Here is a 26,508-nt window from a genome sequence, read left to right on the forward strand (position 1 = left end):
GCTGCGGCCCAGGCCGCGGCGGCGATGCGCGAGATGGGCGGTGGCCGCCAGGCCGCGCCGAGCTTCGAATCGGGCAAGGCACCGGCCCCGGAAGCGCCGGTGCAGGCCGCCAGGCCGCGCCCGAATCCGGCGCTCGAATCCGCAGCAGCGCCGGTGGCGAAGCCGGAACCCATGCCGGTCGCGGCCGCGCCGTCCGAACCGGCGCCGCGCATGACGCAAGCCGCGGTGAAGCCTGCGGTGGATACCGAGCCGCAGACCCGGGTCCCGCTGACCTGGCCGGACGAAGAGCTTGCACCGAAGCCGAACCTTCAGCGCGTGGCGGAGCGGACCGAAGCGCCGGTCCGGGCTGCGCCTGTCGAACGCGCGGCCGCACCTGAAAGCGTCGAGCCACGCTCGCAGGCCGCCGCTGCGATGCCGCCCCAGGCCGCGGCCGAACCGGTGCGCGAAACGGCGCCGCCGTCGCCCGATCCGGGGCCGAGCCTGTTCGGCAGCCCCGGCCCCGACAGCGAACCGCTGCTTGCCGCACCGCGCGTGGAGCCTGTCTCCGTACCTGCCGCGCCTGCTGCCGCGCCGGCGCGGCCGTCCGAGCCGATCACGATGCCGGCCCGCGCCGCCTCGCCGTCGGGCGGTATCGCCGACGACGAGGCCTGGCACGCGCTGGTCGATGCCAGCGGCTTGCGCGGCCCGGCCCGGATCCTCGCCGAGCACGCCAGTTTCGTGGCATACGGCGACGGGGTGCTGACTCTGTCGCTGCCGGCCGACGACGACCATCTGCGCGCACCGGCGTTGATCAAGATGGTCGCCGACGCCCTGGCCACGCGCCTGGGCGCCGCGCCGCAGATCCGTTTCGAAGCGGCCTCGGCGGCCGGCGAGTCGCTGCACGCGCGCAACCTGCGCGCCCGCGACGAGCGCCAGGCCATGGCCGAGGAACGCTTCATGAACGATCCCGACGTGCGCCGTCTGATCGAGATCCACGGCGCCAAGGTGGTGCCCGATTCGATCCGCCCCTACGACGAGACCTGACCGCAGCCCTTGCGCGGCGCCGTTCGCGGCCCAACTAAACCAGCGACGACAAGGCCGCGCCACCGCGGCCTGACGCACCGATCACTTCACGACCACGAGGCAGACCCTATGCGCGGCAACATCGCCCAACTCATGCAACAGGCGCAGAAGATGCAGGAAAACGTGCAGCGCGCCCAGGAAGAATTGGCCAAGATCGAAGTCACCGGCAGCGCCGGCGGCGGCATGGTCAGCGTCACCCTGACCGGCCGCATGGATTGCCGCAAGGTGCGCATCGACCCGAGCGTGCTCGCCGACCAGGAAATGGTCGAGGACCTGATCGCCGCGGCGTTCAACGATGCGGTCAACAAGATCAACAGCGAGTCGCAGGCGAAGATGTCGGCCGCGACCGCCGGCATGCCGATGCCGCCGGGCATGAAGTTGCCGTTCTGAGGGCTGTCTGAACTCATGAACCTGCACATCGGCATTACCGCCGCGGTGGTCGCCGCGGCGCTCCTCGGGCTGGATCTGTACGCGACCTGGACGGTCTGGCGCGAGCCCGACCTGACCGGCCTGCAGAAAGGCCTGCAGTCGGCGCTGGTCTGGCTGATCCCGCTGCTCGGCGCGATCGTCTGCCTGAACGTCGTGCGCGCGATGAATCGCGAGCCGATGGCGCGCAGCAGTTTCCCCACCGCCGACTAGCCGGCGAACCGAAGCGATCACGATGACGACCGTCCGCTGCGTTGCGATGCCGGCATGAGCAGCCGCCTGCTCGAACAACTGATCGATGCGTTCCGGGTATTGCCGGGCGTCGGCCAGAAATCGGCCCAGCGCATGGCCTACCACGTGCTCGAACGCGAGCGCAGCGGCGGCCAGCGCTTGTCGGACGCGCTCGCCGAGGCGATCGAGAAGATCGGCCATTGCGTGCGCTGCCGCGACTTCAGCGAAACCGAAGTCTGCGCGACCTGCGCCAGCGGTTCGCGCGATGCGCACCTGCTGTGCGCGGTCGAATCGCCGGCCGACCGGCTGGCGATCGAACAGGCCACCGGTTATCGCGGCCTGTACTTCATCCTGCAGGGGCGGCTCAGCCCGCTCGACGGTATCGGCCCGCGCGAACTCGGCCTGGACATCCTGGCCAAGCGCCTGGCCGAGGGCGAGGTGCAGGAACTCATCATCGCCACCAACCCGACCGTCGAAGGCGAGGCGACCGCGCACTATCTCGCCCAACTCGCGCGCCAGCATCAGGTGCGGCCGAGCCGGCTCGCCCACGGCGTGCCGCTCGGCGGCGAACTGGAATACGTCGATCGCGGCACGCTCTCGCATGCGTTCGGCAGTCGGAGCGAGGTGCCGCAGTAGGGGCGGGACTCTCGGGGTTCGGGGTTGGGGACTCGGGACTCGGGACTCGGTGAAGCGAAGCCGTGCGATCTGGACGGTTCGACGGTTGCCGAGCTGATTAAGAGTGGGTGGGAAACGCGGCGTGTGTGGTTTCAGTGGGGGGCCGCGGTACGATTCGCGACTCCCCAATCTCGAAGCCCGGCCCATGACCGACACCACCATCTTCGGCAAGATCATCCGTCGCGAGATTCCCGCCGACATCGTCTACGAAGACGACGACCTGATCGCGTTCCGCGATATCGCGCCGCAGGCGCCGGTGCACGTGCTGTTCGTGCCGAAGACGCCGATCGCCACGCTCAACGACCTGCAGGCCGACCAGGCGGTAATCGTCGGCCGCCTCGCTCAGGCCGCCGCCGCGTTCGCGCAGCGCGAGGGTTTCGCCGAGGACGGCTATCGGTTGGTCATGAACTGCAACGGCGACGGCGGCCAGACCGTGTTCCAGATCCACCTCCACCTGCTCGCCGGCGCTCAGCTCGGCCGTTTCGGCACCCCGCGCTGAGCGGCGCCTTTACGCGCCCCCAGGGCGCGTTCCCAGTCCCCGAAACGAATGAAGGCGCCCGAGGGGCGCCTTCTTCGTTACCGCGATCGTGGGAGGAGCCCGCGAGGCCTTACCACCAACCCCACCACGGCCACGGCGCCGGACGTTCGATCACGTCGACGCGCTCGCGCACCGGCCACAGGTAAACCACGTCGGCGTCGAGCTTCGGGAAGCGGTAGTCGTATTCGCCGATGCGGCGCGACTCGTAACCGGAGATGCGGCCGGTGAAGGTCACTTCGCGGTTGCGCTCGAACAGGGCCGGGTCGTAGAAACCGGCGCGGCAGGCGATGAAGCGGCCGCCGGTGTCGTCGGTGGCCCAGTACGGCCGGCCGGAATCGCCGAGCCGGGTCGAGATCATCTCGAAACAGGTGCGGTTGGCCTGCGGTTCGACGTTGACGATGCGGCCGCCCCAGCGCACCACCGCGCCGGTGCTGTCCTGGGCGGCGGCATCGGACGGGGTCAGGGCCGTGAACGCCCCCTGCAGGGGTTTGGGCTGCGAGGCGCAGGCGCTGATCAGCGCGACGCCGGCAGCGAGTAAGGCAAGTCGGAGCTTCATCGACGTTCTCCAGTGGGGCCGGGGCGGTGTGCGCGTAGCGCCCGGACCAGTTCGTTGCGCAGTTCTCGGGCCTCGCGCCGCCCGGGTTGGCCACCAGCGTACCGCCAATCGCTGAAATGTTGGCTGAGCCGGAGCAGGCTTTCGCCCAGATCCGGCCGGGCCTTGGCCACACGTTCAGCCCAGGCCAGGGCCGGTTCGTGCGGTTCGCGCGCCAGGCCGAGTCGGCGATAGCGGCGCGACAGGCGGTGCCAGGCGCGCAGGACCGGGTCGCGCTCGCGTTCGCCGCGGCTGCTGAGCCAGACCATCCACAGCAGAGTGACGCTGGCGAACAGCACGAACAGGACGATCAGCCGGCCGCTGTCGAGGTGGTCGACGCCGAAGGGCTGCAGCATGCGCTGCTGGCGGCTGGCGTCGAAACCGAGCACGAAATCGTTCCAGCCGCGGCGCAGCCAGTCGCTGAGGTTGAACAGCGGGGTCGCCCCGGCGATGCCGCCGAACAGCCCGCCGGCGCCGGGGCGACGGTCGGCGAGGGTGTCGTAGATGCGTTCGGGCGCGACCGCGGCGGTCGGGTCCACCCGCACCCAGCCGCGCCCCTGCAGCCAGACCTCGGCCCAGGCATGGGCATCGGAGCGGCGTACCAGCCAGTAATTGCCGACCGGGTTGAAGTAGCCGCCGGCGTAGCCGGTGACCACCCGCGCCGGAATGCCGGCCGCGCGCATCAGCACCACGAACGAGGAACTGAAGTGTTCGCAGAACCCGGCCTTGTGGTCGAACAGGAACTCGTCGACCGAATGCCGGCCGAGCAAAGGCGTGGCCAGGGTGTAGACGAACTCGCGGCGGATCATCGCCAGGGCGCGGTCGACGATGACCGCATCGTTGTGCCCGGCCTCGGCGCGCCAGCGGCGCGCCAGGGCGAGAGTGCGCGGGTTGTAGCCGCTCGGCAGCGACAGTGCGGCGCGGCGCAGGGTCTCGCGCAATTGCGGCTCGTACGAGGCCGGCGGCGCCGACTGGAGGCGCCAGCGGCTCAACGAGGTCAGCGGGCGGTCGGCATAGATGCCGTGGTCCAGCGACAGGCGCGAGCCGGGGGGCGCTTCGCGCGGCAGATCGAGCGAGACGAACTGGCGCGTATCGGTGGGTTCGACTTCGAGTTCGTAATCCCAATTGGTGCGGCCCGCGCGCATCGGCGCCGCCGGCAGCCCCCGGAACCAGCGCGGCTGGGTCCATTCGCGGCCGTCGAAATTCCACAGCACCGGCCCGCGCCAGTACATCTGCGAGGTCGGCGGCGCCGCGCCGCGAAAGCGTGCCCGCAGGGTCACGGTCTCGTCGTTCATCAGGTCGACCATTTCGCCCGGGCCCATCCGGTCGGACAGGCCGGGGCGGGCGAGGGCGCGCTCGGGCACGCCCCACAGCGGCGAGCTCAGGCGCGGGAACAACCAGAACACCGCCAGCGCCAGCGGCAAGCCGATCGCGACCAGGCGGCCGATCGCCAACAGCCGCTGCCAATGGGTTTGCGCCGGCTCGACCGCGCGCGACGGCTGCGGCCGCGATTCGATTTCGGCCAGGCGTTGCAGGGTGGACAGGGCGAACATCGCCGCGGCCAGGCCCAGAGTCAGCGACAGCGGCCCCTGGTCGAGCAGGAAGGTCGCGAACGGCCCGAACAGGGCGAAGCCGATCAGGCTGCGCGCGTCGCGCAAGGTATGCGTTTCCGCGGGCTTCAGCGCGAACATCGCCGCGAGCAGGGCGCAGCCGGTGTCGCGGCCGAGGGCGAAGCCGGTCATCAGCAGCACGGTGCCGATCAGCGCCAACAACAGCACCAGGCGCAGGGCGCTCGGCAAAGGGCGGCGCCAGGACAGCACGCCGATGCCGATGCCGGCCGCGGCGATCACCATGGCGATCTGCGGCGGCAGTTGCAGCAGCAGCGGCAGCAGGCAACTGGCGCCGGCGAGCAGGGCCCAGCGGCGGGTGGTCGGCTCGAGCGCCGTCGCGGCGGGCTTAGCCATGCGGCATCAGCGCCAAGGCGCGCAGGCAGGCGTGGCGATGCGCCGGGCCGGTGCCGGGACCGAGCGAGGGCTGGTTCGGCAGGCTCAGGCGATAACGGCACCCGTCGCGTTCGGCCTCGTCGACCCAGCGCGCCAGGCGCGAGATCCGCGCCTCCTGGCCGAGGCCGGTCAGGCGATGCCATTCGAGCTCGACGTCGGCGCCGAGCGGTTGTTCGTATTCGCGCACCAGCAGGGTGTCGCGGCGCGCCGAATGCTTCCAGGCGATCGCCCGGCGCGCATCGCCGAAGCGGTAGGCGCGCAAGTGATGGACATCGTCGCCGCTCGGGTGCAGCCGGGTCACCGCCTGGTCGCCGCCGCCGACCGGCAACGGCGGGCCGTGCGCCTCCGGGGTCGGATAGACCAGCAACGGCGCTTCCGGCCAGACATGCGCCCAGGCGCGGGCCAGCCCGAGCGGCCGCGTGGTCGAGATGCGCAGGCGCGGCAGGTCGAGCCAACCGCGCCGCTCGGTGGCCACGCGCAGTTCGGCTTCGCCGGCGCCCTGGTCGAGATCGAGCACCGCGGCCTCGATGCCGAGCGCACCGTGGTCGTCGACGCGCAGGCCGCGGCGCACGCGATCGGGCGCGGCGCGCACATGCACGCGCACGGTCAGCGGCAGGCCGGCCGGCACCGGTTCGGCGTCGACCGCGACGATGCTCAGGCCCGCCAATTGCAGTTGCGCCGCGATCAGGCTGGCGAGCCCGGCGCCGCCGAGCAATAGGGCAAGCAGGAAGGCCGGGTTGTTGTTGTAGTTCAGCGCGCCCAGGGTCATGGTCGCGAGCAGAGCCCCGTAGAACAGGCCGAAACCGGTCGGCAGCACGTAGATGCGGCGGCGGTCGAAGCGCGTCGGCAGCGGTTCGGGCCGGCGCGGCCGGGTCAGCGACATCATTCGTGCGCGCAAGGCGGCCCAGCGCCGCGCAGCGGGCCGGGCCGGGGCGTGATCGAGATCGTCCTGCGCTTGCCTCGCCGCCATCGCCGCGTTCAATCCACCGCCACGGCGTAGAGGATGGACTTGGCGATATCGGGCGCGGCGTCGGCTTCGGCGACCAGGCGGTGCGAGGCGACCGCGGCGAACAGCGCCTGCACGTCCTCGGGCACGACGTGAGCGCGGCCCAGCAGCAGCGCGTAAGCGCGCGCGGCGCGCAGCAAGGCCAGGCCGGCGCGCGGCGACAGGCCGACGCGCACGCCGGGGTGCTTGCGGCTGCGCGCGAGCAGGGCCTGCACGTAATGGATCAGGCTCTCGCCGACGTAGACCGCGTCGACCGCGCGCCGGATCGCCAGCACGTCGTCGGTGTTCAGTATCGGCCTGGTCTGGGCGATCAGGTTGCGGCGATCGGCGCCGGCGAGCAGGTCGCGTTCGGCGGCTTCGTCGGGATAGCCGAGCTGCAGGCGCAGCAGGAAGCGGTCGAGCTGCGAATCCGGCAGGGGATAGGTGCCCGACAGGTCGACCGGGTTCTGGGTGGCGATGACGAAGAACGGGTCGGGCAGCGGATGGGTGCGGCCGTCGACGGTGACCTGGTGTTCGGCCATCGCCTCGAGCAGCGCGCTTTGAGTGCGCGGCGGCGCGCGATTGATTTCGTCGGCGAGCAGGACCTGGGTGAACACCGGGCCGGGGTGGAACTGGAACTGGCGCGACTGCGGGTCGAACACCGACACGCCGACCACGTCGGCCGGCAACAGGTCGGAGGTGAACTGTACGCGCTGGAATTCCAGGCCGAGCGTCGCGGCCAGGGCATGCGCGAGCGTGGTCTTGCCGAGCCCGGGCAGATCCTCGATCAGCAGATGGCCGTCGGAGAGCAACGCGACGAAGGCCAGGCGCACCGCCTGCGCCTTGCCGAGCACCAGGGCATTGACCTGGGCCTGCGCCTGCTCGAGAGCCAGGCGCAGGGCATCGGTTAGGATGGTCGCGTTGTGGACCGCCGTCGTGCCTGCCGCTGTGATCTTGCCTGCCGTCATCGTGCATCCGTCCTGTGTCTGTAGCGTCGTGTCCGCCGCCGGCCCTCGCGGCCGCAGGCGTCGCACGAGCGCGGATCGCGCCGGAGTCGGCGCGGCGAGCGCGGTTCGCATCATCGCGTGCGAACCCCGTTTTTGCAGCAGCGGTCTCGAAAGCGTTCGGAGTATCTGGGATCGGCGTCAACAAACCGCGGCGAACCGGCTCGGTTCGCCGCTTGCGGCCTGTAGCCGCATGTCGTGCGCGCGTCGCGAATGAACCGGCGACGCCGCCGTGTGTCCAACCCCGTCCAGAGTGTAGCGAGGTCGCGTGCCGATGCGGGATCAGGATGAAGCCCAGCCGATACGGCGCCTGTTCTGGGCGCTGTGGGCGGCGGTGCTGTTGCTCAAGCTCGGCGTGGCGGCGCGGTTGCCGCTGTTCGTCGACGAGGCGTTCTACTGGCAGGAAGGCCGGCATCTCGCCGCCGCCTATTCCGATCTGCCCGGCCTGACCGCGTGGCTGGCGCGGTTGGGCGTCGAACTCGGCGGCGACCGTCTGTGGGCGTTGCGCGCGCCGTTCCTGGCGATGTCGGCGTTGGTGCCATGGTTGCTCGCGCGGATCACCGCGCGCGAATTCGGCGAACGCCAAGGCTGGGTGGCCGGTTGTTTCGGTGTGTTGCTGCCGCTGTCGGGCAGCCTGGGCCTGCTGGCGCTGCCCGACGCGATGATGGCCCTGGCGACCTTGCTGTGCCTGGACGCCGGCGCGCGTCTGCTGCGCGAGGTCGATGCGCGGGCCGCGGTCGAGCTGGCCGCCGGCCTAGCCCTTGGGGCCTTGAGTCACTACCGTTTCATCGCGGTGATCGCGGTCGGCGGCGTGGTGCTGCTGTGCCTGCCCGAAGGCCGCCGCGCCCTGCGCGACGTGCGCGTGCTGATCGCCGCGGCGATCGGCGCCTCGGCCTGGGCGCCCTTGGTCGCCTGGAACATGGACAACGCCGATGCCGGCCTGCGTTTCCAACTGGTGGACCGGCATCCCTGGTCGTTTCACGGCGAAGGCCTGTGGTTCGTCGCGATCCAGGCCTTGCTGGTCACGCCGCCGTTGCTGATCGCGCTGAGCGTCGCGGGCGCGCGCGGCGCGCGTGCGGCCTCGCCGATCGTGCGTTACTTCGCCTTGTTCGGCAGCCTGATCGTGCTGGGCTTCTTCGTGTTGGGCTTCTTCGCCGACACCGAGCGGGTGAGTTTCCACTGGCCCTTGCCCGGTTTCATGGCCTTGCTGCCATTGCTGCCGGGCGTGCTGGCGCGTTGGCCGCAGTGGGCGCGACGGTTGACTGCGGCCACCGCCGGTGCGGCGCTGCTGGCGATACTCGGTTACTACCTGGTCGTGTCGATGCCCGGCCTGCGCGCGCGCAGCGCCGGCGAGAAGTGGTATCCGTCGAACTTCGCCGGCTGGAACGAACTCGCCGACGCGGTGCGGCAACGCCAGCGCTCGATGCCACCGGGCGCGCGCATCGTCGCCGACAATTTCAAGGTCGGCGCCGAACTCGGTTTCGCGCTGGGCGATCCGCGCATTCCGGTGCTCGACCACCCGATCAACCACAAGCACGGGCGCGCGCCGCAGTTGCGGCTGTGGGGCCTGCAAAGCGCCGGGCGCGCCGACTGGGGCGCCACGCCGGTGCTGCTGGTGGTCGGCGCCACCGAGGTCGAATACAAGAATCTGTTGCGCCGTTATCACCGGTTGTGCGAGATGGCCGGGCCGTTGCCGCCGCCGCAGATGCTCAACATCGATCACGGCCGCCAGCGTTTCGCCTTGTTCGCCTTAGACGGCGCCGCGCGCGAAGGCGCGTGCACGACGCCGGCGATGGCCTGGCTGGACGCGCCGTCGCCGGGACGCAAGGTCGGCCGCGAGTTCGACGTCAGCGGTTGGGCGTTCAAGGACGGCGTCGGCCTGGCGCGCGTGGAGATCATGCTCGACGGCCGGGTCGTGGCCCAGGCGAGCTACGGCCGCGAATTGCCCGGCGTGCGCGAGTACTGGGACGGGTCGAACGATCCGCAGCATCCGCGGGTCGGGTTCGACGCCAAGGTCCGGCTGGATGCCGAACCGCCCGGCCGGCATTGGCTGGGCCTGCGCCTGCACGGGCGCGACGGCAGCGTCGAGGATTGGGCCGAGCAGCCGATCGAAGTGCGTTACTGAGCCGGCGCCGGTCTTTCGGGCGCCGGTCTCGTTCATCGCGGCCGGCGCGTTCGCGGATCGCGCGCGCGGCGCCCTCAGGGCAGCCGATAGCCCGCTTCGCGCAACAGCCGCGCGGTGGCGATCAGCGGCAGCCCTATGAGTGCGGTCGGGTCCTGCGATTCGATCGCCTCGAACAGGGCGATGCCGAGGCCTTCGGATTTGAAGCTGCCGGCGCAGTCGTAGGGTTGCTCGGCGTCGACGTAGCGCGCGATCTCCTCCGCGCTCAGTTCGCGGAAGCGCACCGTGGTCACATCGAGCGCGGTTTTCGGCGCCTCGCCGTGGCGCAGCAGGCATAGCCCGGTCAGGAAGCGCACTTCGCGGCCGGACATCGCCCCGAGCTGGGCGAGGGCGCCGTCGCGGCCCCCCGGCTTGCCGATCGGGCGGCCGTCGAACTCGGCCACTTGATCCGAGCCGATCACCCAGGCCCCGGGCTGCAAGGCGGCGACCGCGGCGGCCTTGGCGACCGCGAGGCGGCCGGCCAGGGCGAGCGGGGTCTCGCCGGGCTGCGGGGTCTCGTCGGTCTCCGGACGGGCGCAGTCGAAGCTCAGGCCGAGCCGGGTCAGCAATTCGCGGCGATAGACGGAGGTGGAGGCCAGGATCAGTGGCGGCGACATCGGGGGACCCGGGGAAGGAAGGGAACGGGCTGGGGCGGGCAGCCTTGGGCTTGGGCCTCAGCGGTGGAGCGCCCTGTTCAGGCCAGCGGCGCGCGCGCCTGTTCGATCTGGTTCAGCTGCTGCTCGATCCGGCTGCGGGCCTCGTCGATCGAGGCTCTGACCTCGGCCAACTGGGCGACGCTGGCCTGGCGGCCGTGGTCGCGCAGCCATAAGCGCTGGCGCAGCATCTCGCGCATCGCGGCGGCGACCGGGTCGCGACCCTCGTCGCCCGCGACCGCCTCGATTTCGGCCCGGGCTAGGCGCAGCCTGGCTTCCAGGGCGTCGGCGGCGTCCAGCAGCTCGCGTACCGCGCGCTCGCGCCGGGACGGGAAATAGCGCAGGCCCAGCGAAACCGCCAGGGCCGCCAGTGCGGCCAGGCTCAGCAGCAGGAGGGTGGTCAAGGTCGGGCTCGGCGCACGGGCGGGGCCGGCAGTCTGCACGCCCGGGCCGGCCGACGGCAAATCCCTGCGCCGGCCTGGGCTTACGGTTTGACAGCAGGGGGCTCGGTCTCTAACATTCCGCGGCTTATGTCAGCCGATGTGCCATCTGGGCGGGTGCCCGAAGTTCTGGATGCCTGGCGCCTGGTGGCGGCACGGCGCGGCGTGGAAGGTCGTTTGCCGTTGTCGGCGCTGACCCGGTTGCAGGGCAGCCTGCTCGATACCGAGGGCGAAGTCCGGTTTTCCCTGGATTTCGACACCGACGAACTGCAGGTGCCGTACGTCGAGCTGAAGATCGACACGCAGTTGCCGCTGTTGTGCCAGCGCACCCTGGAGCGTTTCCTGCTGCCGGTGCAGATGGTCCAACGGCTCGGCCTGATCCGCGAAGAGGCGGACGAAGCCGCGCTGCCGCCCGGCTACGAGCCGCTGCTGATGCCCGAAGACGGCATGTTGCGCGCCTCCGAGCTGGTCGAGGACGAGCTGATCCTCGCCGTGCCGGTGGTGCCGATCGCGCCCGGCAGCGAGTCGGTCGAGCGCGACTGGCCGGCCCCGCAGGAAGAGCTCGACAGCGCGAACCCGTTTGCCTCGCTGTCGGCGCTGAAAAAGAATTGAGCAAGACCCGGTTTCACCTTTAGCACCACCATTCAGATCCACTCCGACCTGCAGGCGAATCGCAAGCCGCTCCTGCTAATCGGGCTTACGCTATCCACCTCAGGTTTCCACCGCTTTTCCGGAGCAAGACCATGGCTGTCCAGAAGTCCCGCGTTTCCCCGTCCCGCCGCGGCCAGCGCCGCGCCCACGACGCGCTGACCAGCAAGCAGCTGGCCACCGACCCGACCACCGGCGAGACCCACATCCGCCACCACGTCACCGCCGACGGCTACTACCGCGGCAAGAAGGTGATCGAGACCAAGACCCGCATCGCCGACGAAGAATAATCTTCGTCCGCATGCTGCGCCGCGCGCCTGGATGAAGGCGCGCGCTGCCGCCGGCGGCACGTCGGCGGACATCGCGCTATCGTTCTACCGCCAGCCCGTGCTGGCGGTCCTTGCTTCTGGGAGGCGCATCGCTTCCAAGAAGCAGCTTCCGGCGGCCTGCGTTCCACGACGCTATCGCGGCGTTCGGAGCGTCATCGGTCCTCCGGTACGTATACGGCAACGCCGCGGAGTGGTGATGACAGATCGGATTTACGCCCGCATCGCGGGTACCGGCAGCTACCTGCCGGAAAAGGTGCTGACCAACCAGGACCTGGCCAAGCAGGTCGACACCAGCGACGAATGGATCGTCAGCCGCACCGGCATCCGCGAGCGGCATATCGCTGCCGAAGGCGAGACGACCTGCGACCTGGCCTACCACGCCTCGGTGCGCGCGCTCGAAGCCGCCGGCGTGTCCGCCCAGGAGATCGACCTGATCGTGGTCGGCACGACCACGCCGGATCTCATCTTCCCGTCCACCGCCTGCCTGTTGCAGCACCGTCTCGGCGCCAACGGCTGTGCGGCGTTCGACGTCAATGCCGCCTGCTCGGGTTTCGTTTACGCGCTGACCATCGCCGACAAGTTCGTGCAGTCGGGCGCGGCCAAGACCGTGCTGGTGGTCGGCTCGGAAACCCTGACCCGCATGCTCGACTGGAACGACCGCGCGACCTGCGTGTTGTTCGGCGACGGCGCCGGCGCGGTGGTGCTCAAGGCCGACCGCGAGACCGGCATCCTCAGCACCCACATGCACGCCGATGGCGGCAAGAAGGAACTGCTGTGGAACCCGGTGGGCGTTTCGGTCGGCTTCAAGCCCGAAGAGCATAACGCCGGGGTCAAGGTGCTGATGACCGGCAACGAAGTGTTCAAGTACGCGGTCAAGGCGCTGGACTCGGTGGTCGAGGAGACCCTGGAAGCCAACGGCCTGGATCGCCACGAAATCGATTGGCTGATCCCGCACCAGGCCAACCTGCGCATCATCGAAGCCACGGCCAAGCGCCTGGACATGCCGATGGATCGAGTGATCGTGACCGTCGACCGTCACGGCAACACCTCCTCGGGTTCGGTGCCGCTGGCGCTCGACGAAGCGGTGCGTTCGGGCAAGGTGCAGCGCGGTCAACTGCTGCTGCTCGAAGCCTTCGGCGGCGGTTTCACCTGGGGCTCGGCGCTGCTGCGCTACTGAGCCTTCGGCGGCGCTTTGGCGTTCAAGGCCGGCCACGACGCTGTCGTAGGCCGGCCTTCGTGTTTCCGGGGTTCGGGTTTTCGTAATCCCCCGCACCGCAGGCGCGGTGTGCCGCGACCGCGCAGTCGCGAGTTGGCGCGGCAATTTCGATGCCGTCGCGTTGGCCGATGCCGATGGCGTCGCCTTTGCCGTGCGCAGATACGCACTAGCGAAGGCGGCAGAGGACTCAAGGTCCTGAACGATGCGCCGCGAGCCCGTCGCAGCGATGTCGCGGCTTGCGCCGCTCCTACCCCTGGCGAAAGCGCGCCGCTTCTACGGACGACGACGGCCTCGTCATCTCTGCGCGTCCCGCGGTCGCGACTCACGTCGCTCCTACAGGGGCGGCGGCCCCGCGCTTCAAGGGGGGCGGTGCGGCGGTCCGATGCTGGATTTGGCTGTGCGCCGCATCGCACTCGCGAAGGCAACGGAAGACCCGAAGGGCGGCGCGCAGGGATGCGCGCCGTTTTTCATCGGGACAGGGATGTCCCGTATGAAAAATCCCTGCGTATGCACCGCTCGCGCGGCCTGTGATCTAAAACAAAGCAACTTCTTTGGCTACCTTTCTTTTGTTGCTTATGACAAAAGAAAGTAACCGCCGCTTTAGTGGCGGAAGCTTTAGGGTTTGATCTTAATCTTGATCTTGCTGGATAGCGACGCCGCAAGACCGTTGCGACGATGTCGCGGCTTGCGCCGCTCCTACCCCTGGCGAAAGCGCGCCGCTTCCACGAACGACGATAGCCTGGTCATCTCTGCGCATCCCGCGGTCGCGACTCACGTCGCTCTTACAAAAGCCATGTCCGCACGCAGGCCTGCAACGCAATGCAACGCGCGATCCGCCTGGAGGAGCGGCGTAAGTCGCGACAGCAAGCCCCGATCTCCCGCCGATGCCGACAGCAATCCGTCAGGGGTAGCAGCGACGCAAGCCGCGACCGCGCGCCTCAATCTCGCGCCGACACCAACGGCAGCCCGTCAGGGGGCAGGAGCGACGCAATTCGCAATCGGGCAGGCCACCTCCGTGTGGCGCCGCCGCGTCCTCGCGGATCGCACCCTCCTGCGACGCGATGTGACGCCGTACCGCCGAGTACAGACGATCCCGGCGGTTCGCCCGTATCATTCCGCATCCTTACCGATCCGGCAGCACGCGTGACCGATCAGCAACTTTCTTTCGTCTTCCCGGGCCAGGGCTCGCAATCGCTCGGCATGCTCGCCGAGTTGTCGGAACTGCATGCGCAGGTCCGCGAGACTTTCGCCGAGGCCAGCGAGGGCGCCGGCGTCGACCTTTGGGCGATGAGCCAGGCCGGCCCGGAGGAGATGCTCAACCGCACCGAATACACCCAGCCGGCGCTGTTGGCCGCGGGCGTGGCGGTGTGGCGGGTATGGCAGGCGCAGGGCGGGGCGCAGCCGGCGGTGCTGGCCGGGCACAGCCTCGGCGAATACAGCGCGCTGGTCGCCGCCGGTGCCCTGTCGCTGCGCGACGGCGCTCACTTGGTGCGTCTGCGCGGGCAGTTCATGCAGGACGCCGCACCCGCCGGCACCGGTGCGATGGCTGCGGTGCTCGGGGCCGAAGACGCTTTGGTCGAAGAGATCTGCGCGGCGGTGTCGGGCGCCCAGGTCGTGGTGCCGGCCAATTACAACTCGCCGGGCCAGATCGTCATCGGCGGTCACGCCGACGCGGTCGACAAGGCGCTCACGCGCCTGGCCGAAGCCGGCGTGCGCAAGGCGGTCAAGCTCGCGGTCAGTGTGCCTTCGCATACGCCGCTGATGCGCGAGGCCGCCAATCGCCTCGCCGAGGCGATGACCGGCATTCAATGGCAGGCGCCGTCGCTGCCGGTGGTGCAGAACGTCGATGCGCAGGTCCACGAAGGCATCGATGCGATCCGCGACGCCCTGGTGCAGCAGCTTTACCTGCCGGTGCGTTGGACCGGTTGCGTGCAGGCGCTGGCCGAGCGCGGCGTGGTCCGCATCGCCGAATGCGGCCCCGGCAAGGTCCTTGCCGGCCTGGTCAAGCGCATCGACAAGTCCCTCGACGGCCGCGCGATCGGCACCCCGGCGGATTTCGCGACCGCCCTGGCGGATTGGCGCTGAGCCCCGGATCGCGTCCCGGCTGTCACCGATTCGCGCTACTCAAGCCCGACCCCAGCCTGTAGGCTTGGCCGCGCAAAATCGCGGTGCGAGCGCGAGCGGCGGGGTCGTGCGACGACACGGCCGCGTCGGATGCGCCGCAACCCACCCGCCAGCACCCCACGAGCCAGCGGCAATACGGAGTGAAGCAAACATGAGCACGTCCCCGCTTTCGGGCGAAATCGCCCTGGTCACCGGCGCCAGCCGCGGCATCGGCGCGGCCATCGCCGACGAACTGGCCGCCCAGGGCGCCACCGTCGTCGGCACCGCCACCAGCGAAGCCGGCGCCCAGGCCATCGCCGCGCGCCTGGCCGCCAGCGGCGGTCACGGCCGCGTCGTCGACGTCGCCGACGCCGCTTCGATCGAGGCCCTGATCGACGGCGTGTCCAAGGAGATCGGCGCGATCTCGATCCTGGTCAACAACGCCGGCATCACCCGCGACAACCTGCTGATGCGCATGAAGGACGAGGACTGGCAGGCGATCCTCGACACCAACCTCACCAGCGTGTTCCGCACCAGCAAGGCGGTGATGCGCTCGATGATGAAGGCGCGCAAGGGTCGCATCGTCAACATCGCCTCGGTGATCGGGGTGACCGGCAACGCCGGCCAGGCCAATTACGCCGCGGCCAAGGCCGGGATCATCGCGTTCAGCAAGTCGATGGCGCGCGAGATCGGCAGCCGCGGGATCACCGTGAACGTGGTCGCCCCCGGTTTCATCGACACCGACATGACCCGCGAGCTGCCCGAAGACGCGAAGCAGGGCATGCTCGGACAGATCGCGCTGGGCCGCTTCGGCGAACCGGCCGACATCGCCCGTGCGGTGGCGTTCCTGGCCGGCCCCGGCGCGGCCTACATCACCGGCGAAACACTGCACGTCAATGGCGGCATGTACATGCCCTGAGCCTTTGGCGTAGGCTGTAAGCGATTGAACCCAAAGGAGTTTCGTCGAAAGGCCGACGGCCCTCGCGAAACCTCCCGATTCCATTAGACTATTCCATCGAAAAACCCCTCACGGGAGGAGCAGCATCCATGAGCAGCATCGAAGAACGCGTCAAGAAAATCGTGGTCGAACAGCTTGGCGTCAAGGAAGAAGAAGTCACCAACAACGCTTCGTTCGTCGACGATCTCGGCGCTGATTCGCTCGACACCGTCGAGCTGGTGATGGCGCTCGAAGAAGAGTTCGAGTGCGAGATTCCGGACGAAGAAGCCGAGAAGATCACCTCGGTGCAGCAGGCGATCGATTACGTCAAGGCGCACGTCAAGTCGTAAGGCGCCTGAGGCATGCCGCACGTGCCTTGGCGCCTGCGGCATGCGTGCAGTACGCGAATCAGGTGACAACTCGGGGCCGCATTGCGGCCCCGTGCTTTTCAGGCCGGTCGATACGCCGGCGTAGGTCCGAAGACGGATTCCACAGAGGTAGCGTTGCATGTCCAACCGTTCCTTCAACCGCCGTGTGGTCGTCACCGGCCTCGGTCTCGTTTCCCCGCTCGGCAACGACGTCGTCAGCAGTTGGGACGGCATCGTCAACGGCCGCTCGGGCATCGGCCCGATCACTCATTTCGATCCCGCCTTGTTCACCACCCGCATCGCCGGCGAGGTGCGCGACTTCGACATCACCAAGTGGGTGGGGCCGAAGGACGCGAAGAAGATGGAGGAATTCATCCATTACGGGGTCGCCGCGTCGTTCATGGCGCTGGAAGACGCCGGCATCGTCGTCGACGATTCCAACGCCGAGCGCATCGGCGCGCTGATCGGCTCGGGCATCGGCGGGCTGCTCGGCATCGAAGAGCAGACCATCAAGTACCACGAAGGCGGCCCGCGCAAGATCTCGCCGTTCTACGTGCCCAGCACCATCATCAACATGCTGCCCGGCCAGGTCTCGCTGCTGACCGGCATCAAGGGCCCGAACTTCTCCGCCGTGTCGGCCTGCGCGACTTCGAACCATTCGATCGGCATGGCGATGCGCATGATCCAGTACGGCGACGCCGACGTGATCCTCGCCGGCGGCGCCGAACGCGGTTCCTCGCCGACCTCGGTCGGCGGCTTCTGCTCGATGAAGGCGATGTCGACCCGCAACGACGATCCGATCCACGCCTCGCGGCCGTGGGACAAGGACCGCGACGGCTTCGTCCTCGGCGACGGCGCCGGCATCCTGGTGCTGGAGGAATACGAACGCGCCAAGGCGCGCGGCGCGCGCATCTACTGCGAACTGGCCGGTTTCGGCGCCAGCTCGGATGCCTTCCACATGACCGCGCCGAGCGAGAACGGCGAAGGCCCGGCGCGCTGCATGGCCGCCGCGTTCAAGGACGCCGGCATCAACCCGGACCAGGTCGGTTACCTCAACGCCCACGGCACCTCGACGCCGCTCGGCGACCTGGCCGAAACCCTGGCGATCAAGCGCGCGCTCGGCGACCACGCCTACAAGACCATGGTCAGCTCGACCAAGTCGATGACCGGCCACCTGCTCGGCGCGGCCGGCGGCGCCGAGGCGATCTTCTCGGTGCTCGCCCTGCATCACAACATCATTCCGCCGACGATCAATCTCGACGAGCCGGGCGAGGGGTGCGACCTGGACTACGTGCCCAACACCGCCCGCGACGCCAAGGTCGACATCGCCGTGTCGAACGGCTTCGGCTTCGGCGGCACCAACGGCACCCTGGTGTTCAGGCGCATCTGATCGCCGCGATGCAAGCCGGGGCCCGCGACGACTTCGGTGGTCGCGGGCCTTCGTTTTTCCGGGCCATCGCGGATCCGCGGCGGCCCCGATCCTCGATCGCGCGCTGCGCGCCGCTTCTGTAACCGCAGTCCCGCGATCGCCGCAGCCCTGCCTCCGCGACGCGAGCGGGTAGGATGCCGCCATGACCAGTGCCGCTCCCGCCATGACCGAGGTCCGCCTGTTCCGCGGCAACCAGCGCGTCGACGCGCCGTCGCCGTTCGACCGCGGCCTGGCTTACGGCGACGGCCTGTTCGAAACCCTGCGTGCGCATCGCGGCAAGCTGCCCTGGTGGGACCGGCACTGGGCCCGGCTGCGCCGTGGCGCGGCGCGACTGGGCCTGGCCCTGCCCGAGGAGCGGCAGGCCCTGGACGAAGCGGGGCAACTGTTGGCCGGCGACGACGCGGTGCTCAAGCTGATCCTCAGCCGCGGCGAAGGCGGACGCGGTTACGCGGCGCCCGCGCAGCCGGTGCCGGCCTGGTCGCTGTCGCGCCATGCCCTGCCGCCGCCGTCGCCGCCGGAAGGGCTGAGCCTGCGCTGGTGCGAGCTGCGCCTGGGCGTGCAGCCGGCGCTGGCCGGGCTGAAGCACTGCAATCGCCTGGAGCAGGTCCTGGCGCGCGCCGAATGGGACGATCCGGCGGTCCACGAGGGGTTGTTGCGCAACCTCGACGAGGAGCTGATCGGCGCCACCGCGGCCAACGTCTTCGTTTTGCAGGGCGACGCCTGGCTGACCCCGCCGGTCGACCGCAGCGGCGTCGCCGGCGTGTGCCGGCAGACGGTGATGGAACTGGCCGAAGTCCGGGTGCAGCGCCTGAACGACGACGACCTGCTGCGCGCCGACGCGGTTTTCCTGTGCAACGCCGTGCGCGGTATCCTGCCCGTGGCGCGGCTCGGCGAGCGGCATTGGGCGCCGCATCCGGCTATCGCCGGGTTGCGGCACCGGCTCGGCGCGACGCATCCCGCCTTCGTTCCGTCCCAGGACTGAGCCGCCGCCTCCGCGGCTGCGCGGTCGCGGCGGCGCGCGGCGGGTCGGATCGAACAACGGAGGTTTCGTGGCTGAAAACAAACGCAAGCGCGGCTGCGGTTGCCTGATCGTGATCCTGCTGCTGGTGGCCGCCCTGGGCGCCGCCGGCGCCTGGCTGTGGCAGCGCTACGACGGCTTCGCCGCCTCGCCGATGAGCGGGCTGGAGAAAGGCGAAAGCCTGGTGGTCGAGCGCGGCGATTCCTTGCCGGTGGTGGTGCGCAAGCTGCGCCAGGCCGGGGTCGTCGAAGGCCAGGCCTTCGAGTGGCGCCTGCTGGCCAAGCAACTCGGCGCCGCCGGGCGCCTGCAGGTCGGCGAGTACGCGCTGGAACCCGGCACCACGCCGCGCGAGCTGCTGCTCGCGATGCGCGACGGCAAGGTCATCAGTCACCGTTTCACCATCGTCGAAGGCTGGAACATGCGCGACGTGCGCGCCGCGCTGGCGCGTGCCGCCTTGCTCAAGCAGGACGCCGCGCAACTCGACGATGCCGCGCTGATGAAGGCGATCGGCCATCCCGGCCAACATCCGGAAGGGCGCTTCCTGCCCGAGACCTACCTCTACACCGGCGGCGACAGCGATCTGGACGTGCTCAAGCGCGCCTACGAGGCGATGGATCGCGCGGTCGCCGAGGCCTGGAAGGGCCGCGACAAGGACAGCGTGCTGAAGACGCCGGCCGAACTGCTGATCATGGCCTCGATCGTCGAGAAGGAAACCGGGATCGCTTCGGAGCGGCCGCAGATCGCCGGCCTGTTCGAGCGCCGGCTCAAGCTCGGCATGAAGCTCGAAACCGATCCGACCGTGATCTACGGCCTCGGCCCGAGCTACGACGGCAACATCCGCAAGCGCGACCTGCTCACCGATACGCCCTACAACACCTACACCCGCGCCGGCCTGCCGCCGACCCCGATCGCGATGCCGGGCGTCGGCGCGCTCAAGGCCGCCGCCAACCCGGCGCCGGGCAACGCCCTGTTCTTCGTTGCGTCCGGCGACGGCAGCGGCGGCAGCCTGTTCGCCGCGACCTATGCCGAGCACCAGGCCAACGTACGCCTGTACCTGCAGCGCTATCGCCAGCAGCGCCGCAACGACCAGCCCGAGGAAGGCAAGGCCGTGCTCGAGGAAGCGCGCCAGGAAGACGCCGGGCAGGCGCCGGCGCCTGCCCCGGGGAGCGCGCGATGAGCCTGCGCACGCAAGCGCGTTTCGTCACCCTCGAGGGCGGCGAGGGTGCGGGCAAGTCGACCGTGCTCGCGGCCCTGCGCGGCGCCTTCGAGGCCGCCGGCATCGAGGCGGTGTACACACGCGAGCCCGGCGGCACTCCGCTGGCCGAACAGATCCGCGGCCTGATGCTCGACACCCACCACGAACCCGCGGCGCCGGCGACCGAGCTGTTGCTCGCCTTCGCCGCACGCGCCCAGCATGTCGGCACGGCGATCCTGCCCGCGCTCGAGCGCGGCGCCTGGGTGGTCAGCGATCGCTTCACCGATGCCAGTTATGCCTACCAGGGCGGCGGGCGCGGGCTCGACCCGGCCTTCATCGCCGAACTGGAACGGCGCGTGGTCGGCATTCGTCCGGCCCTGACCCTGCTGCTCGACGTGCCGGTCGAGATCGGTTTGCAGCGCGTGCGCGGCCGCGGCGCCTCCGACCGCATCGAGAGCGAGCGCAACGATTTCTTCGAGCGCGTGCGCCAGGCCTATCGCGATCGCGCCGCCGCCGAACCCGCGCGCTTCGCTGTGATCGACGCCGGCCAGCCGGCCGACGCGGTCGCCGCCCAGGCGGTGGAGCATCTGCGGCGTACCATCGCGGCAGCGCCGGCGTTCGAGGCCGCACCATGAGCATCGCGGCATTCGCGCCCTGGCAGCGCCGCATCTACGACCAGGCCAAGGCCTCGATCGACGCCGGCCGCCTCGGCCACGGTTTGCTGTTCTGCGGCCCGGCCCAGCTCGGCAAGCGCGCCGTCGCCGAACGCCTCGCCCACGGCCTGCTGTGCCGCGAGCGCGATGCGGACGGCGAGCCTTGCGGCCGCTGCCGCAGCTGTCTGTTGTTGGCGGCGGGCACCCATCCCGACTACCAGTTCGTCAGCTTCATCCCGAACAAGGAAGGCACCCGGCTGCGCACCGAGATCGTGATCGAGCAGATCCGCAATCTGTCCGAGCGCCTCGCGCTGACCCCGCAGTACGGCGGCGCCCAGATCATCCTGCTCGACCCCGCCGACGCCATCAACACCGCCGCCTGCAACGCCTTGCTCAAGACCCTGGAAGAGCCGGTGCCCGGGCGCTATCTGTGGCTGGTCAGCGCGCATCCGGCGCGGCTGCCGGCGACCATCCGCAGCCGCTGCCAGCGCCTGGAATTCCGCCTGCCGCCGCAGGACGAATCGCTGGCCTGGCTGAAAGCGCAGGGGCACAGCGAGGCCGCCGCGCGCGAGGCCTTCGACGCCGCGCGCGGCCATCCCGGCCTGGCCCACGAGTGGCTGACCGGCGACGGACTCAAGCTGCGCCGCGAAGTCGCCGCCGACCTGGCCAAGCTCGGCCGCGGCGAGACCTCGGCGCAGGAAGTCGCGCAGCGCTGGGTCGGCGACGAACAAGCGGTGCTGCGTCTGCGACACGCGTCCGACATCGCGCTCGCAGAGGCCGGCAACGGCTTGACCGACCCCGCCCGCGCGCGCAGTCTTGCCGCTTGGTTCGATCGGGCCAACCGCACCCGCGACCTGTTGCGGACCACGGTCCGCGCCGATCTGGCCGTGATCGAATTGTTGATGGCGTGGCGCAGCGACGAAGGCCGTCGCGCCGCAGGAGGAAGCAAGGCATGAGTGCAACGGCAGGCGCAGCGCGACAGGGCATCCTGTCGTTGACGATCAAGGACAAGGCGGCGCTGTACAGCGCCTATATGCCGTTCCTGAAGTTCGGCGGCATTTTCGTCGCCACGCCCAAGCGTTATTTCCTCGGCGACGAAGTCTTTTTGTTGTTGACCCTGCCCGAGTCCGGCGAACGCATGCCGGTCGCCGGCAAGGTGGTCTGGGTGACCCCGACCGGCGCCCAGGGCCATCGCGCCGCGGGCATCGGCATCCAGTTCGCCGAGACCGCCGAGGGCGATGCGGTCAAGGGCAAGATCGAGGCGTTGCTGGCGGGGACGCTCAATTCGGAGCGGCCGACGCATACGATGTGAGGGGTTCGAGTCTTCGCGAGTGCTCGGCGACGCCAAACCAAGGCCAAGGCCGGCAACAGTGCATCGGTTCGCGGCGACGCCCTCCCTGTAGGAGCGACGTGAGTCGCGACCGCAGAACGCACAGACACGGCAGGGCCGTCGTCCTTTGTCGAAGCGGCGTGCGTTCGCCAGGGTAGGAGCGGCGCAAGCCGCGACATCGCTGTGACGGTCTTGCGGCGGTTCTCTCGCTCAATAGATCAGGATCAACTCCAAAGCTTCCGCCACTAAAGCGGCGGGTTACTTTCTTTTGTCTGAAGCAACAAAAGAAAGGTAACCAAAGAAAAGTGCTTTGTTTTGAATCACCAGCCCGCACGAGCGGTACCGACGCGGTGATTTTTCATGCGGGACATCCCTGTCCCGATGAAAAACGGCCCGCATCCCTGCGGGCCGCTCTCCGGGTCTTCTATGGCCTTCGCGAGTGCTCGGCGACGCCAAGCCAAGGCGAAGGCCGGCAATAGTGCATCGGTTCGCGACGACGCCCTCCCTGTAGGAGCGACGTGAGTCGCGACCATGGGACGCGCGAAGAACACAACGCCCACGCCATCGTTCGGGGCGGCGTGCTTTCGCCAGGGTAGGAGCGGCGCAAGCCGCGACATCGCTGTGACGGTCTTGCGGCGGTTCTCTCGCTCAATAGATCAGGATCAACTCCAAAGCTTCCGCCACTAAAGCGGCGGGTTACTTTCTTTTGTCAAAAGCGACAAAGAAAGTAACCAAAGAAAAACGCTTTTGTTTTGAATCACAAGCCCGCACGATCGGTGCTTCCGCAGGGATTTTTCATACGGGACATCCCTGTCCCGATGAAAAACGGCGCGCATCCCTGCGCGCCGCCCTCCGGGTCTTCGATTGCCTTCGCTGGTCCGAGGCGGCGCACAGCCGCAGCAAGGGCAACATCCTTGCGGCAATGGCAACGGCAAGCACTGGGAACCAAATACGAAGAAGCCGCGCGGGGCGCGGCTTCTTCGTTGCGGGTGCGGCAACGCGCTTACTTGCGCAACAACGGCGAATCCCAGCCGGGGCGGGGGGCGAAGCGGTCGCCGTAGCGGGCTTGGAGTTGCTTGAGGCGGGCGAGCACGGCGTCGGGACCGTTTTCGCGGACGTACTGGATCGGGCCGCCTCGGAACGGGGCGAAGCCGGTGCCGAAGATCACGCCGGCGTCGAGCAGGTCGCCGTCGCTGACCACGCCGTCGTGCAGGCAGGCCACCGCTTCGTTGATCAACGGCAGGATCAGGCGGTCTTCGAGGTCGCTGGGGGCCTTGTAGTCCTTCGGCAGTTCCGGCTTCTGGGCGCGGCCGTTCTCCCACTTGTACAGGCCCTGGCCGTCCTTCTTGCCGCGTTTGCCCGGCTCGACGTTGCTCAATGCCGGCGGCACGGTCAGGCCGAGGAAGGGCGCCAGTTCGGCGCCGACGCCGGCGGCGACGTCCAGGCCGACGGTGTCGATCAACTCGATCGGGCCCATCGGCATGCCGAACTTGACCGCGGCCTTGTCGATCGCCGGGCCCGGGATGCCTTCGGCGAAGGCGGTGCCGGCTTCGAGCATGTACGGGAACAGCACGCGGTTGACCAGGAAGCCCGGGGTGCCGGCGACCGGCACCGGCAGCTTGTCGATCGCCTTGCAGAACGCGGCCAGACGCTGCTCGGTGTCCGGCGCCATGCGGTCGTGGCGGATGATTTCCACCAACGGCATCAGCGCCACCGGGTTGAAGTAATGCAGGCCGCCGAATTGGGCCGGCCGGCGGATGTGTTCGCGCAGTTCGTCGAGCGGAATCGACGAGGTGTTGGTGGTCAGCAGCGCATCGGGCTTCATGCGCGGCTCGACCTGGTCGTACAACTCGCGCTTGGCTTCGGGCTTTTCGATGATCGCCTCGATCACCAGATCGGCCAGGTCGGCGCCTTCGCCGCCGAGGTCGCCCTTGAGGCGCGCGGCCACGGCCGGGCGCTTGGCCTCGTCCTTGACCTTCTTGGCGAACAGTTCCTGGGCGCGTTCGAGCGCGCCGTCGATGAAACGCTGCTCGCGATCGGACAGGGTGACCTCGAAGCCCTTGTAGGCCGACCACGCGGCGATGTCGCCGCCCATCACGCCGGCGCCGACCACGTGCACGTGCTTGATGCCGTGTTCCTTGCCGCCCTGGCCCTTGAGCCGCTCCTGCAGGAAGAACACCCGGATCAGGTTGCGCGCGGTCGGGGTGCCGGACAGCTTCACCACCGACTTGCGTTCGGCGGCGAGCTTGGCCTGCACGCCGCCGCCGGTGCGCTCCCAGGTCGAGATCAGCGCGTACGGCGCGGGGTAGTGCTCCTTGCGCGCCTTGCGGGCGACCTGCTTGACCAGCATCGGTGCGAGGATCTTGCGCGCCGGCCAGGTATTGCTGGCCCAGCCCATGAAGCGCTGCTTGAACGGGCGCTCGGCGCCGCGCAGGGCGACGCCGGCGGCGGTGTCGACCAGCACCGCGGGCTCGGCGATCTTGTCGACCAGGCCGATCGCGCGCGCGGCCGAGGCCGACAGGGTGCGGCCGGTCAGCATCATGTCGAACGCGGCCGGCGCGCCGACCAGCGGCGGCAGGCGCACGCTGCCGCCCCAGCCCGGGTAGATGCCGAGCTTCACCTCGGGCAGGCCGATCCGGGTCGAGGCATCGCTGCTGGCGACGCGGTAACGGCAGGCCAGGGCGATCTCGGTGCCGCCGCCCATGCAGAAGCCGTGGATCGCCGCGACCGTGGGGCAGGGCAGTTCGGCCAGGCGCTGGAACACCTGCTGGCCGCGGCGGATCGCGTCGCCGACCGTGCCCTTCTCGTCGAAGCTCTGGAATTCCTTGATGTCGGCCCCGGCGACGAAGCCGCTGCTCTTGGCCGAGCGGAGCACCAGGCCCTTGGGCGGGTCCAGGGCGAGGCGCTCCAGCAAGCCGTCGAGTTCGATCAGCACTTCCTGGGCGAAGGTGTTGACCGGCGATCCTTCGCGGTCGAACGAGAGCACCAGTACGCCGTCCTCGCGCAATTCGGTGTGCCAATGGCGGGCGCGGAGCCCGTCAAAAGCGGGGAGGCCGTCGAGGGCTGCAGTCATGCCGCACCATCCGTTCAGGTATGGGAAGCCGCTATCATCCCGATCTTGTTTCACTGCCGTCAAATCCGCCCGTGTCGACAGCCCCCGGGGCCGTCATGTGACACTTGGCGGTTGCGGGCGACCGCCGGCGGCCCCATTAATGCCGCGATTGAACTTTTCCCCCGACAGGGTTGTCCCATTGTTCGGCTATTGCCGAGCTGACAGGAGTGCCGGCGCGGCATGGCCGAGAATGAGTTGGACCAGGAGCTGGTCAGGCGTGTCCAGCGTGGCGACAGCGCGGCGTTCGATGCTTTGGTGCGCAAGTACCAGCATCGGATCACCGCGTTGATCGGGCGCTACATCCCCGACTGGAGCGAATGCCAGGACGTGGCCCAGGAAACCTTCATCCGCGCTTACCGCGCGATGGCGAACTTCCGCGGCGACGCCCAGTTCTATACGTGGTTGCACCGGATCGCCGTGAATACCGCCAAAAACTATCTGGTTGCCCAGAACCGCAGGCCGCCCACCGACGACATCGACGCCGGCGACGCCGAGCAGTTCGATACCGGCATCCGCCTGCGCGACACCGATACCCCGGAGCACGAATTGCTGCGCCAGGAGATCGAGCGCACGGTGATGCGGGTGGTGGATTCGCTGCCGGAAGAATTGCGGGCCGCCATCACCTTGCGCGAGGTGGACGGCCTGAGCTACGAGGAAATCGCGCAGAAGATGGCTTGCCCGATCGGCACCGTGCGTTCGCGGATCTTCCGCGCCCGCGAGGCGATCGACACCGAACTTCGGCCTTTGCTGGACAATCAAGACACCCGGGAGCGCGCCCACTGATGACGTCTACTACCCTCCATGGCGATGATCGCGAAAACCTGAGCGCGCTGTTCGACGGCGAGCTCGACGGCGATGCCGCGCGCTTCGCGCTGAAGCGGCTCGGTCACGATGTGCAGTGGCGCGACACCTGCGGCCGCTGGCAACTGTGCGGCGACGTGCTGCGCGGCAAGGTCAGCGGCGCGGCCGGGCACGATTTCGCCGGGCGCGTGGCCGCGGCGATCGCCGCCGAGGCGGCGATGCTGCGTTCGCAGGAAGCCTCGTTGGTCGGCAAGGCCGGGACCATCGTGCCGCGTCGGGCCGGCGGCTCGCGTCGCGGCTGGATCGGCGGCGCCCTGGCGGCCTCGGTCGCGGTGGCGGCCTTGTTCGTGGCGCGTCCGTTCTCCAACGATTCGACCGGCGTGGCGGCCGACCCGGCCCAGGTCGCGGCGCAAAGCGCTCCGGCCGGCCAGACACCGGCAATGCCGGCTTCGGTCGAGCAGGTGTCGGCCGGGCAGGTGCCGGGGGCTTTGGCTGCGGCGCCGGTCCAGGCCGATCCCGCCCAACCCGAGGCGGCACTGACCTCCGGCGACGCTTCGGCGCTGGCCGGCGCGGTCGCGGTCGCCGAAATCCCGCGCCGG

General features: G+C 69.4%; 27 protein-coding genes and 1 pseudogene. 21 read left to right on the forward strand and 7 right to left on the reverse strand.

Annotation, left to right across the window (positions count from 1 at the left end; translation table 11 throughout):
- From ACSAMQ_RS13575 to ACSAMQ_RS13595, 5 genes and pseudogenes are all read left to right on the forward strand, one after another.
- Positions 1-1,023, forward strand: a pseudogene (locus ACSAMQ_RS13575) (hypothetical protein); the annotation flags it as partial.
- A 108-nt stretch (positions 1,024-1,131) separates the two neighbouring features.
- A complete protein-coding gene (locus ACSAMQ_RS13580) occupies positions 1,132-1,452 on the forward strand; it encodes a YbaB/EbfC family nucleoid-associated protein (protein ID WP_031373708.1) in 321 nt (106 codons plus the stop codon).
- A gap of 15 nt (positions 1,453-1,467) precedes the next feature.
- Positions 1,468-1,701 (forward strand): hypothetical protein, encoded by a 234-nt coding sequence (locus ACSAMQ_RS13585; protein ID WP_435396159.1) that lies wholly within the window; start codon positions 1,468-1,470, stop codon positions 1,699-1,701.
- Positions 1,702-1,755: 54 nt separating this feature from the next.
- Positions 1,756-2,355, forward strand: coding sequence for a recombination mediator RecR (gene recR / locus ACSAMQ_RS13590; protein WP_435396160.1), 600 nt, complete (start codon positions 1,756-1,758; stop codon positions 2,353-2,355).
- Positions 2,356-2,539: 184 nt separating this feature from the next.
- On the forward strand, positions 2,540-2,893 hold the full coding sequence (locus ACSAMQ_RS13595; protein ID WP_435396161.1) for a histidine triad nucleotide-binding protein: 354 nt from the start codon (positions 2,540-2,542) through the stop codon (positions 2,891-2,893).
- 109 nt (positions 2,894-3,002) lie between these two features.
- Here ACSAMQ_RS13595 and ACSAMQ_RS13600 read toward each other — a convergent pair whose 3' ends face one another.
- The 4 genes from ACSAMQ_RS13600 to ACSAMQ_RS13615 all read right to left on the reverse strand — a co-directional run bounded on the left by ACSAMQ_RS13600 (position 3,003) and on the right by ACSAMQ_RS13615 (position 7,480).
- A complete protein-coding gene (locus tag ACSAMQ_RS13600; protein WP_435396162.1) occupies positions 3,003-3,488 on the reverse strand; it encodes a Slp family lipoprotein in 486 nt (161 codons plus the stop codon).
- Entirely contained in the window at positions 3,485-5,488 is a 2,004-nt protein-coding gene (locus ACSAMQ_RS13605; RefSeq protein WP_435396163.1) for a transglutaminase TgpA family protein, read from the reverse strand. The genes ACSAMQ_RS13600 and ACSAMQ_RS13605 overlap by 4 nt, the downstream gene beginning before the upstream one ends.
- Positions 5,481-6,413, reverse strand: a complete 933-nt coding sequence (locus tag ACSAMQ_RS13610) for a DUF58 domain-containing protein (protein ID WP_435396181.1) — start codon at positions 6,411-6,413, stop codon at positions 5,481-5,483. Before ACSAMQ_RS13610 ends, ACSAMQ_RS13605 begins: the two co-directional genes overlap by 8 nt.
- 92 nt (positions 6,414-6,505) lie before the next feature.
- On the reverse strand, positions 6,506-7,480 hold the full coding sequence (locus tag ACSAMQ_RS13615) for an AAA family ATPase (RefSeq protein ID WP_435396164.1): 975 nt from the start codon (positions 7,478-7,480) through the stop codon (positions 6,506-6,508).
- A gap of 310 nt (positions 7,481-7,790) precedes the next feature.
- On the opposite strand from ACSAMQ_RS13615, the gene ACSAMQ_RS13620 reads away from it, so the two are divergent.
- On the forward strand, positions 7,791-9,641 hold the full coding sequence (locus tag ACSAMQ_RS13620) for an ArnT family glycosyltransferase (protein WP_435396165.1): 1,851 nt from the start codon (positions 7,791-7,793) through the stop codon (positions 9,639-9,641).
- Between the two features lie 74 nt (positions 9,642-9,715).
- On the opposite strand, the gene ACSAMQ_RS13625 is transcribed toward ACSAMQ_RS13620, so the two are convergent.
- Both ACSAMQ_RS13625 and ACSAMQ_RS13630 read right to left on the reverse strand, forming a co-directional pair.
- Positions 9,716-10,294: a Maf family protein gene (locus tag ACSAMQ_RS13625; RefSeq protein WP_435396166.1), complete on the reverse strand. Its 579-nt coding sequence runs from the start codon at positions 10,292-10,294 to the stop codon at positions 9,716-9,718.
- A 77-nt stretch (positions 10,295-10,371) separates the two neighbouring features.
- On the reverse strand, positions 10,372-10,734 hold the full coding sequence (locus ACSAMQ_RS13630; protein WP_435396167.1) for a hypothetical protein: 363 nt from the start codon (positions 10,732-10,734) through the stop codon (positions 10,372-10,374).
- Positions 10,735-10,860: 126 nt separating this feature from the next.
- On the opposite strand from ACSAMQ_RS13630, the gene ACSAMQ_RS13635 reads away from it, so the two are divergent.
- The 13 genes from ACSAMQ_RS13635 (at position 10,861) to ACSAMQ_RS13695 (ending at position 21,978) form a co-directional block, all read left to right on the forward strand.
- Positions 10,861-11,382: a YceD family protein gene (locus tag ACSAMQ_RS13635; protein WP_435396168.1), complete on the forward strand. Its 522-nt coding sequence runs from the start codon at positions 10,861-10,863 to the stop codon at positions 11,380-11,382.
- 131 nt (positions 11,383-11,513) lie between these two features.
- Positions 11,514-11,708, forward strand: a complete 195-nt coding sequence (gene rpmF, locus ACSAMQ_RS13640; RefSeq protein WP_031373696.1) for a 50S ribosomal protein L32 — start codon at positions 11,514-11,516, stop codon at positions 11,706-11,708.
- 235 nt (positions 11,709-11,943) lie between these two features.
- Complete coding sequence (locus ACSAMQ_RS13645; protein ID WP_435396169.1) at positions 11,944-12,924, forward strand: beta-ketoacyl-ACP synthase III; 981 nt, start codon at positions 11,944-11,946, stop codon at positions 12,922-12,924.
- Positions 12,925-13,345: 421 nt separating this feature from the next.
- Positions 13,346-13,555, forward strand: a complete 210-nt coding sequence (locus tag ACSAMQ_RS13650; protein ID WP_435396170.1) for a hypothetical protein — start codon at positions 13,346-13,348, stop codon at positions 13,553-13,555.
- A gap of 551 nt (positions 13,556-14,106) precedes the next feature.
- A complete protein-coding gene (fabD, locus tag ACSAMQ_RS13655; RefSeq protein WP_435396171.1) occupies positions 14,107-15,048 on the forward strand; it encodes an ACP S-malonyltransferase in 942 nt (313 codons plus the stop codon).
- Positions 15,049-15,238: 190 nt separating this feature from the next.
- On the forward strand, positions 15,239-15,985 hold the full coding sequence (gene fabG / locus ACSAMQ_RS13660; protein ID WP_435396172.1) for a 3-oxoacyl-ACP reductase FabG: 747 nt from the start codon (positions 15,239-15,241) through the stop codon (positions 15,983-15,985).
- A gap of 128 nt (positions 15,986-16,113) precedes the next feature.
- Positions 16,114-16,353, forward strand: a complete 240-nt coding sequence (acpP, locus tag ACSAMQ_RS13665; RefSeq protein WP_031373652.1) for an acyl carrier protein — start codon at positions 16,114-16,116, stop codon at positions 16,351-16,353.
- A 157-nt stretch (positions 16,354-16,510) separates the two neighbouring features.
- A complete protein-coding gene (gene fabF, locus ACSAMQ_RS13670; protein WP_435396173.1) occupies positions 16,511-17,761 on the forward strand; it encodes a beta-ketoacyl-ACP synthase II in 1,251 nt (416 codons plus the stop codon).
- Positions 17,762-17,942: 181 nt separating this feature from the next.
- Entirely contained in the window at positions 17,943-18,782 is an 840-nt protein-coding gene (gene pabC / locus ACSAMQ_RS13675) for an aminodeoxychorismate lyase (protein ID WP_435396174.1), read from the forward strand.
- 67 nt (positions 18,783-18,849) lie between these two features.
- Positions 18,850-19,995, forward strand: a complete 1,146-nt coding sequence (mltG, locus tag ACSAMQ_RS13680) for an endolytic transglycosylase MltG (protein ID WP_435396175.1) — start codon at positions 18,850-18,852, stop codon at positions 19,993-19,995.
- Positions 19,992-20,648, forward strand: coding sequence for a dTMP kinase (gene tmk, locus ACSAMQ_RS13685; RefSeq protein WP_435396176.1), 657 nt, complete (start codon positions 19,992-19,994; stop codon positions 20,646-20,648). Before mltG ends, tmk begins: the two co-directional genes overlap by 4 nt.
- Positions 20,645-21,622 carry a DNA polymerase III subunit delta' gene (locus ACSAMQ_RS13690; protein ID WP_435396177.1) on the forward strand — a complete coding sequence of 326 codons (978 nt, stop codon included), beginning with the start codon at positions 20,645-20,647 and terminating at the stop codon, positions 21,620-21,622. Before tmk ends, ACSAMQ_RS13690 begins: the two co-directional genes overlap by 4 nt.
- Positions 21,619-21,978, forward strand: a complete 360-nt coding sequence (locus ACSAMQ_RS13695; RefSeq protein ID WP_435396178.1) for a PilZ domain-containing protein — start codon at positions 21,619-21,621, stop codon at positions 21,976-21,978. Before ACSAMQ_RS13690 ends, ACSAMQ_RS13695 begins: the two co-directional genes overlap by 4 nt.
- 1,021 nt (positions 21,979-22,999) lie before the next feature.
- Here ACSAMQ_RS13695 and ACSAMQ_RS13700 read toward each other — a convergent pair.
- Positions 23,000-25,069 carry a 3-hydroxyacyl-CoA dehydrogenase NAD-binding domain-containing protein gene (locus ACSAMQ_RS13700; RefSeq protein ID WP_435396179.1) on the reverse strand — a complete coding sequence of 690 codons (2,070 nt, stop codon included), beginning with the start codon at positions 25,067-25,069 and terminating at the stop codon, positions 23,000-23,002.
- 219 nt (positions 25,070-25,288) lie between these two features.
- Here ACSAMQ_RS13700 and rpoE point away from each other — a divergent pair, with 219 nt between their 5' ends.
- Entirely contained in the window at positions 25,289-25,891 is a 603-nt protein-coding gene (gene rpoE, locus ACSAMQ_RS13705; protein ID WP_031373660.1) for an RNA polymerase sigma factor RpoE, read from the forward strand.
- A partial coding sequence (locus tag ACSAMQ_RS13710) for a sigma-E factor negative regulatory protein (protein WP_435396180.1) occupies positions 25,891-26,508 on the forward strand: 618 nt, incomplete at its 3' end. The genes rpoE and ACSAMQ_RS13710, both read left to right, overlap by 1 nt.

This window comes from Lysobacter sp. 1R34A (assembly GCF_051217035.1).
Lineage (GTDB): Bacteria > Pseudomonadota > Gammaproteobacteria > Xanthomonadales > Xanthomonadaceae > Lysobacter.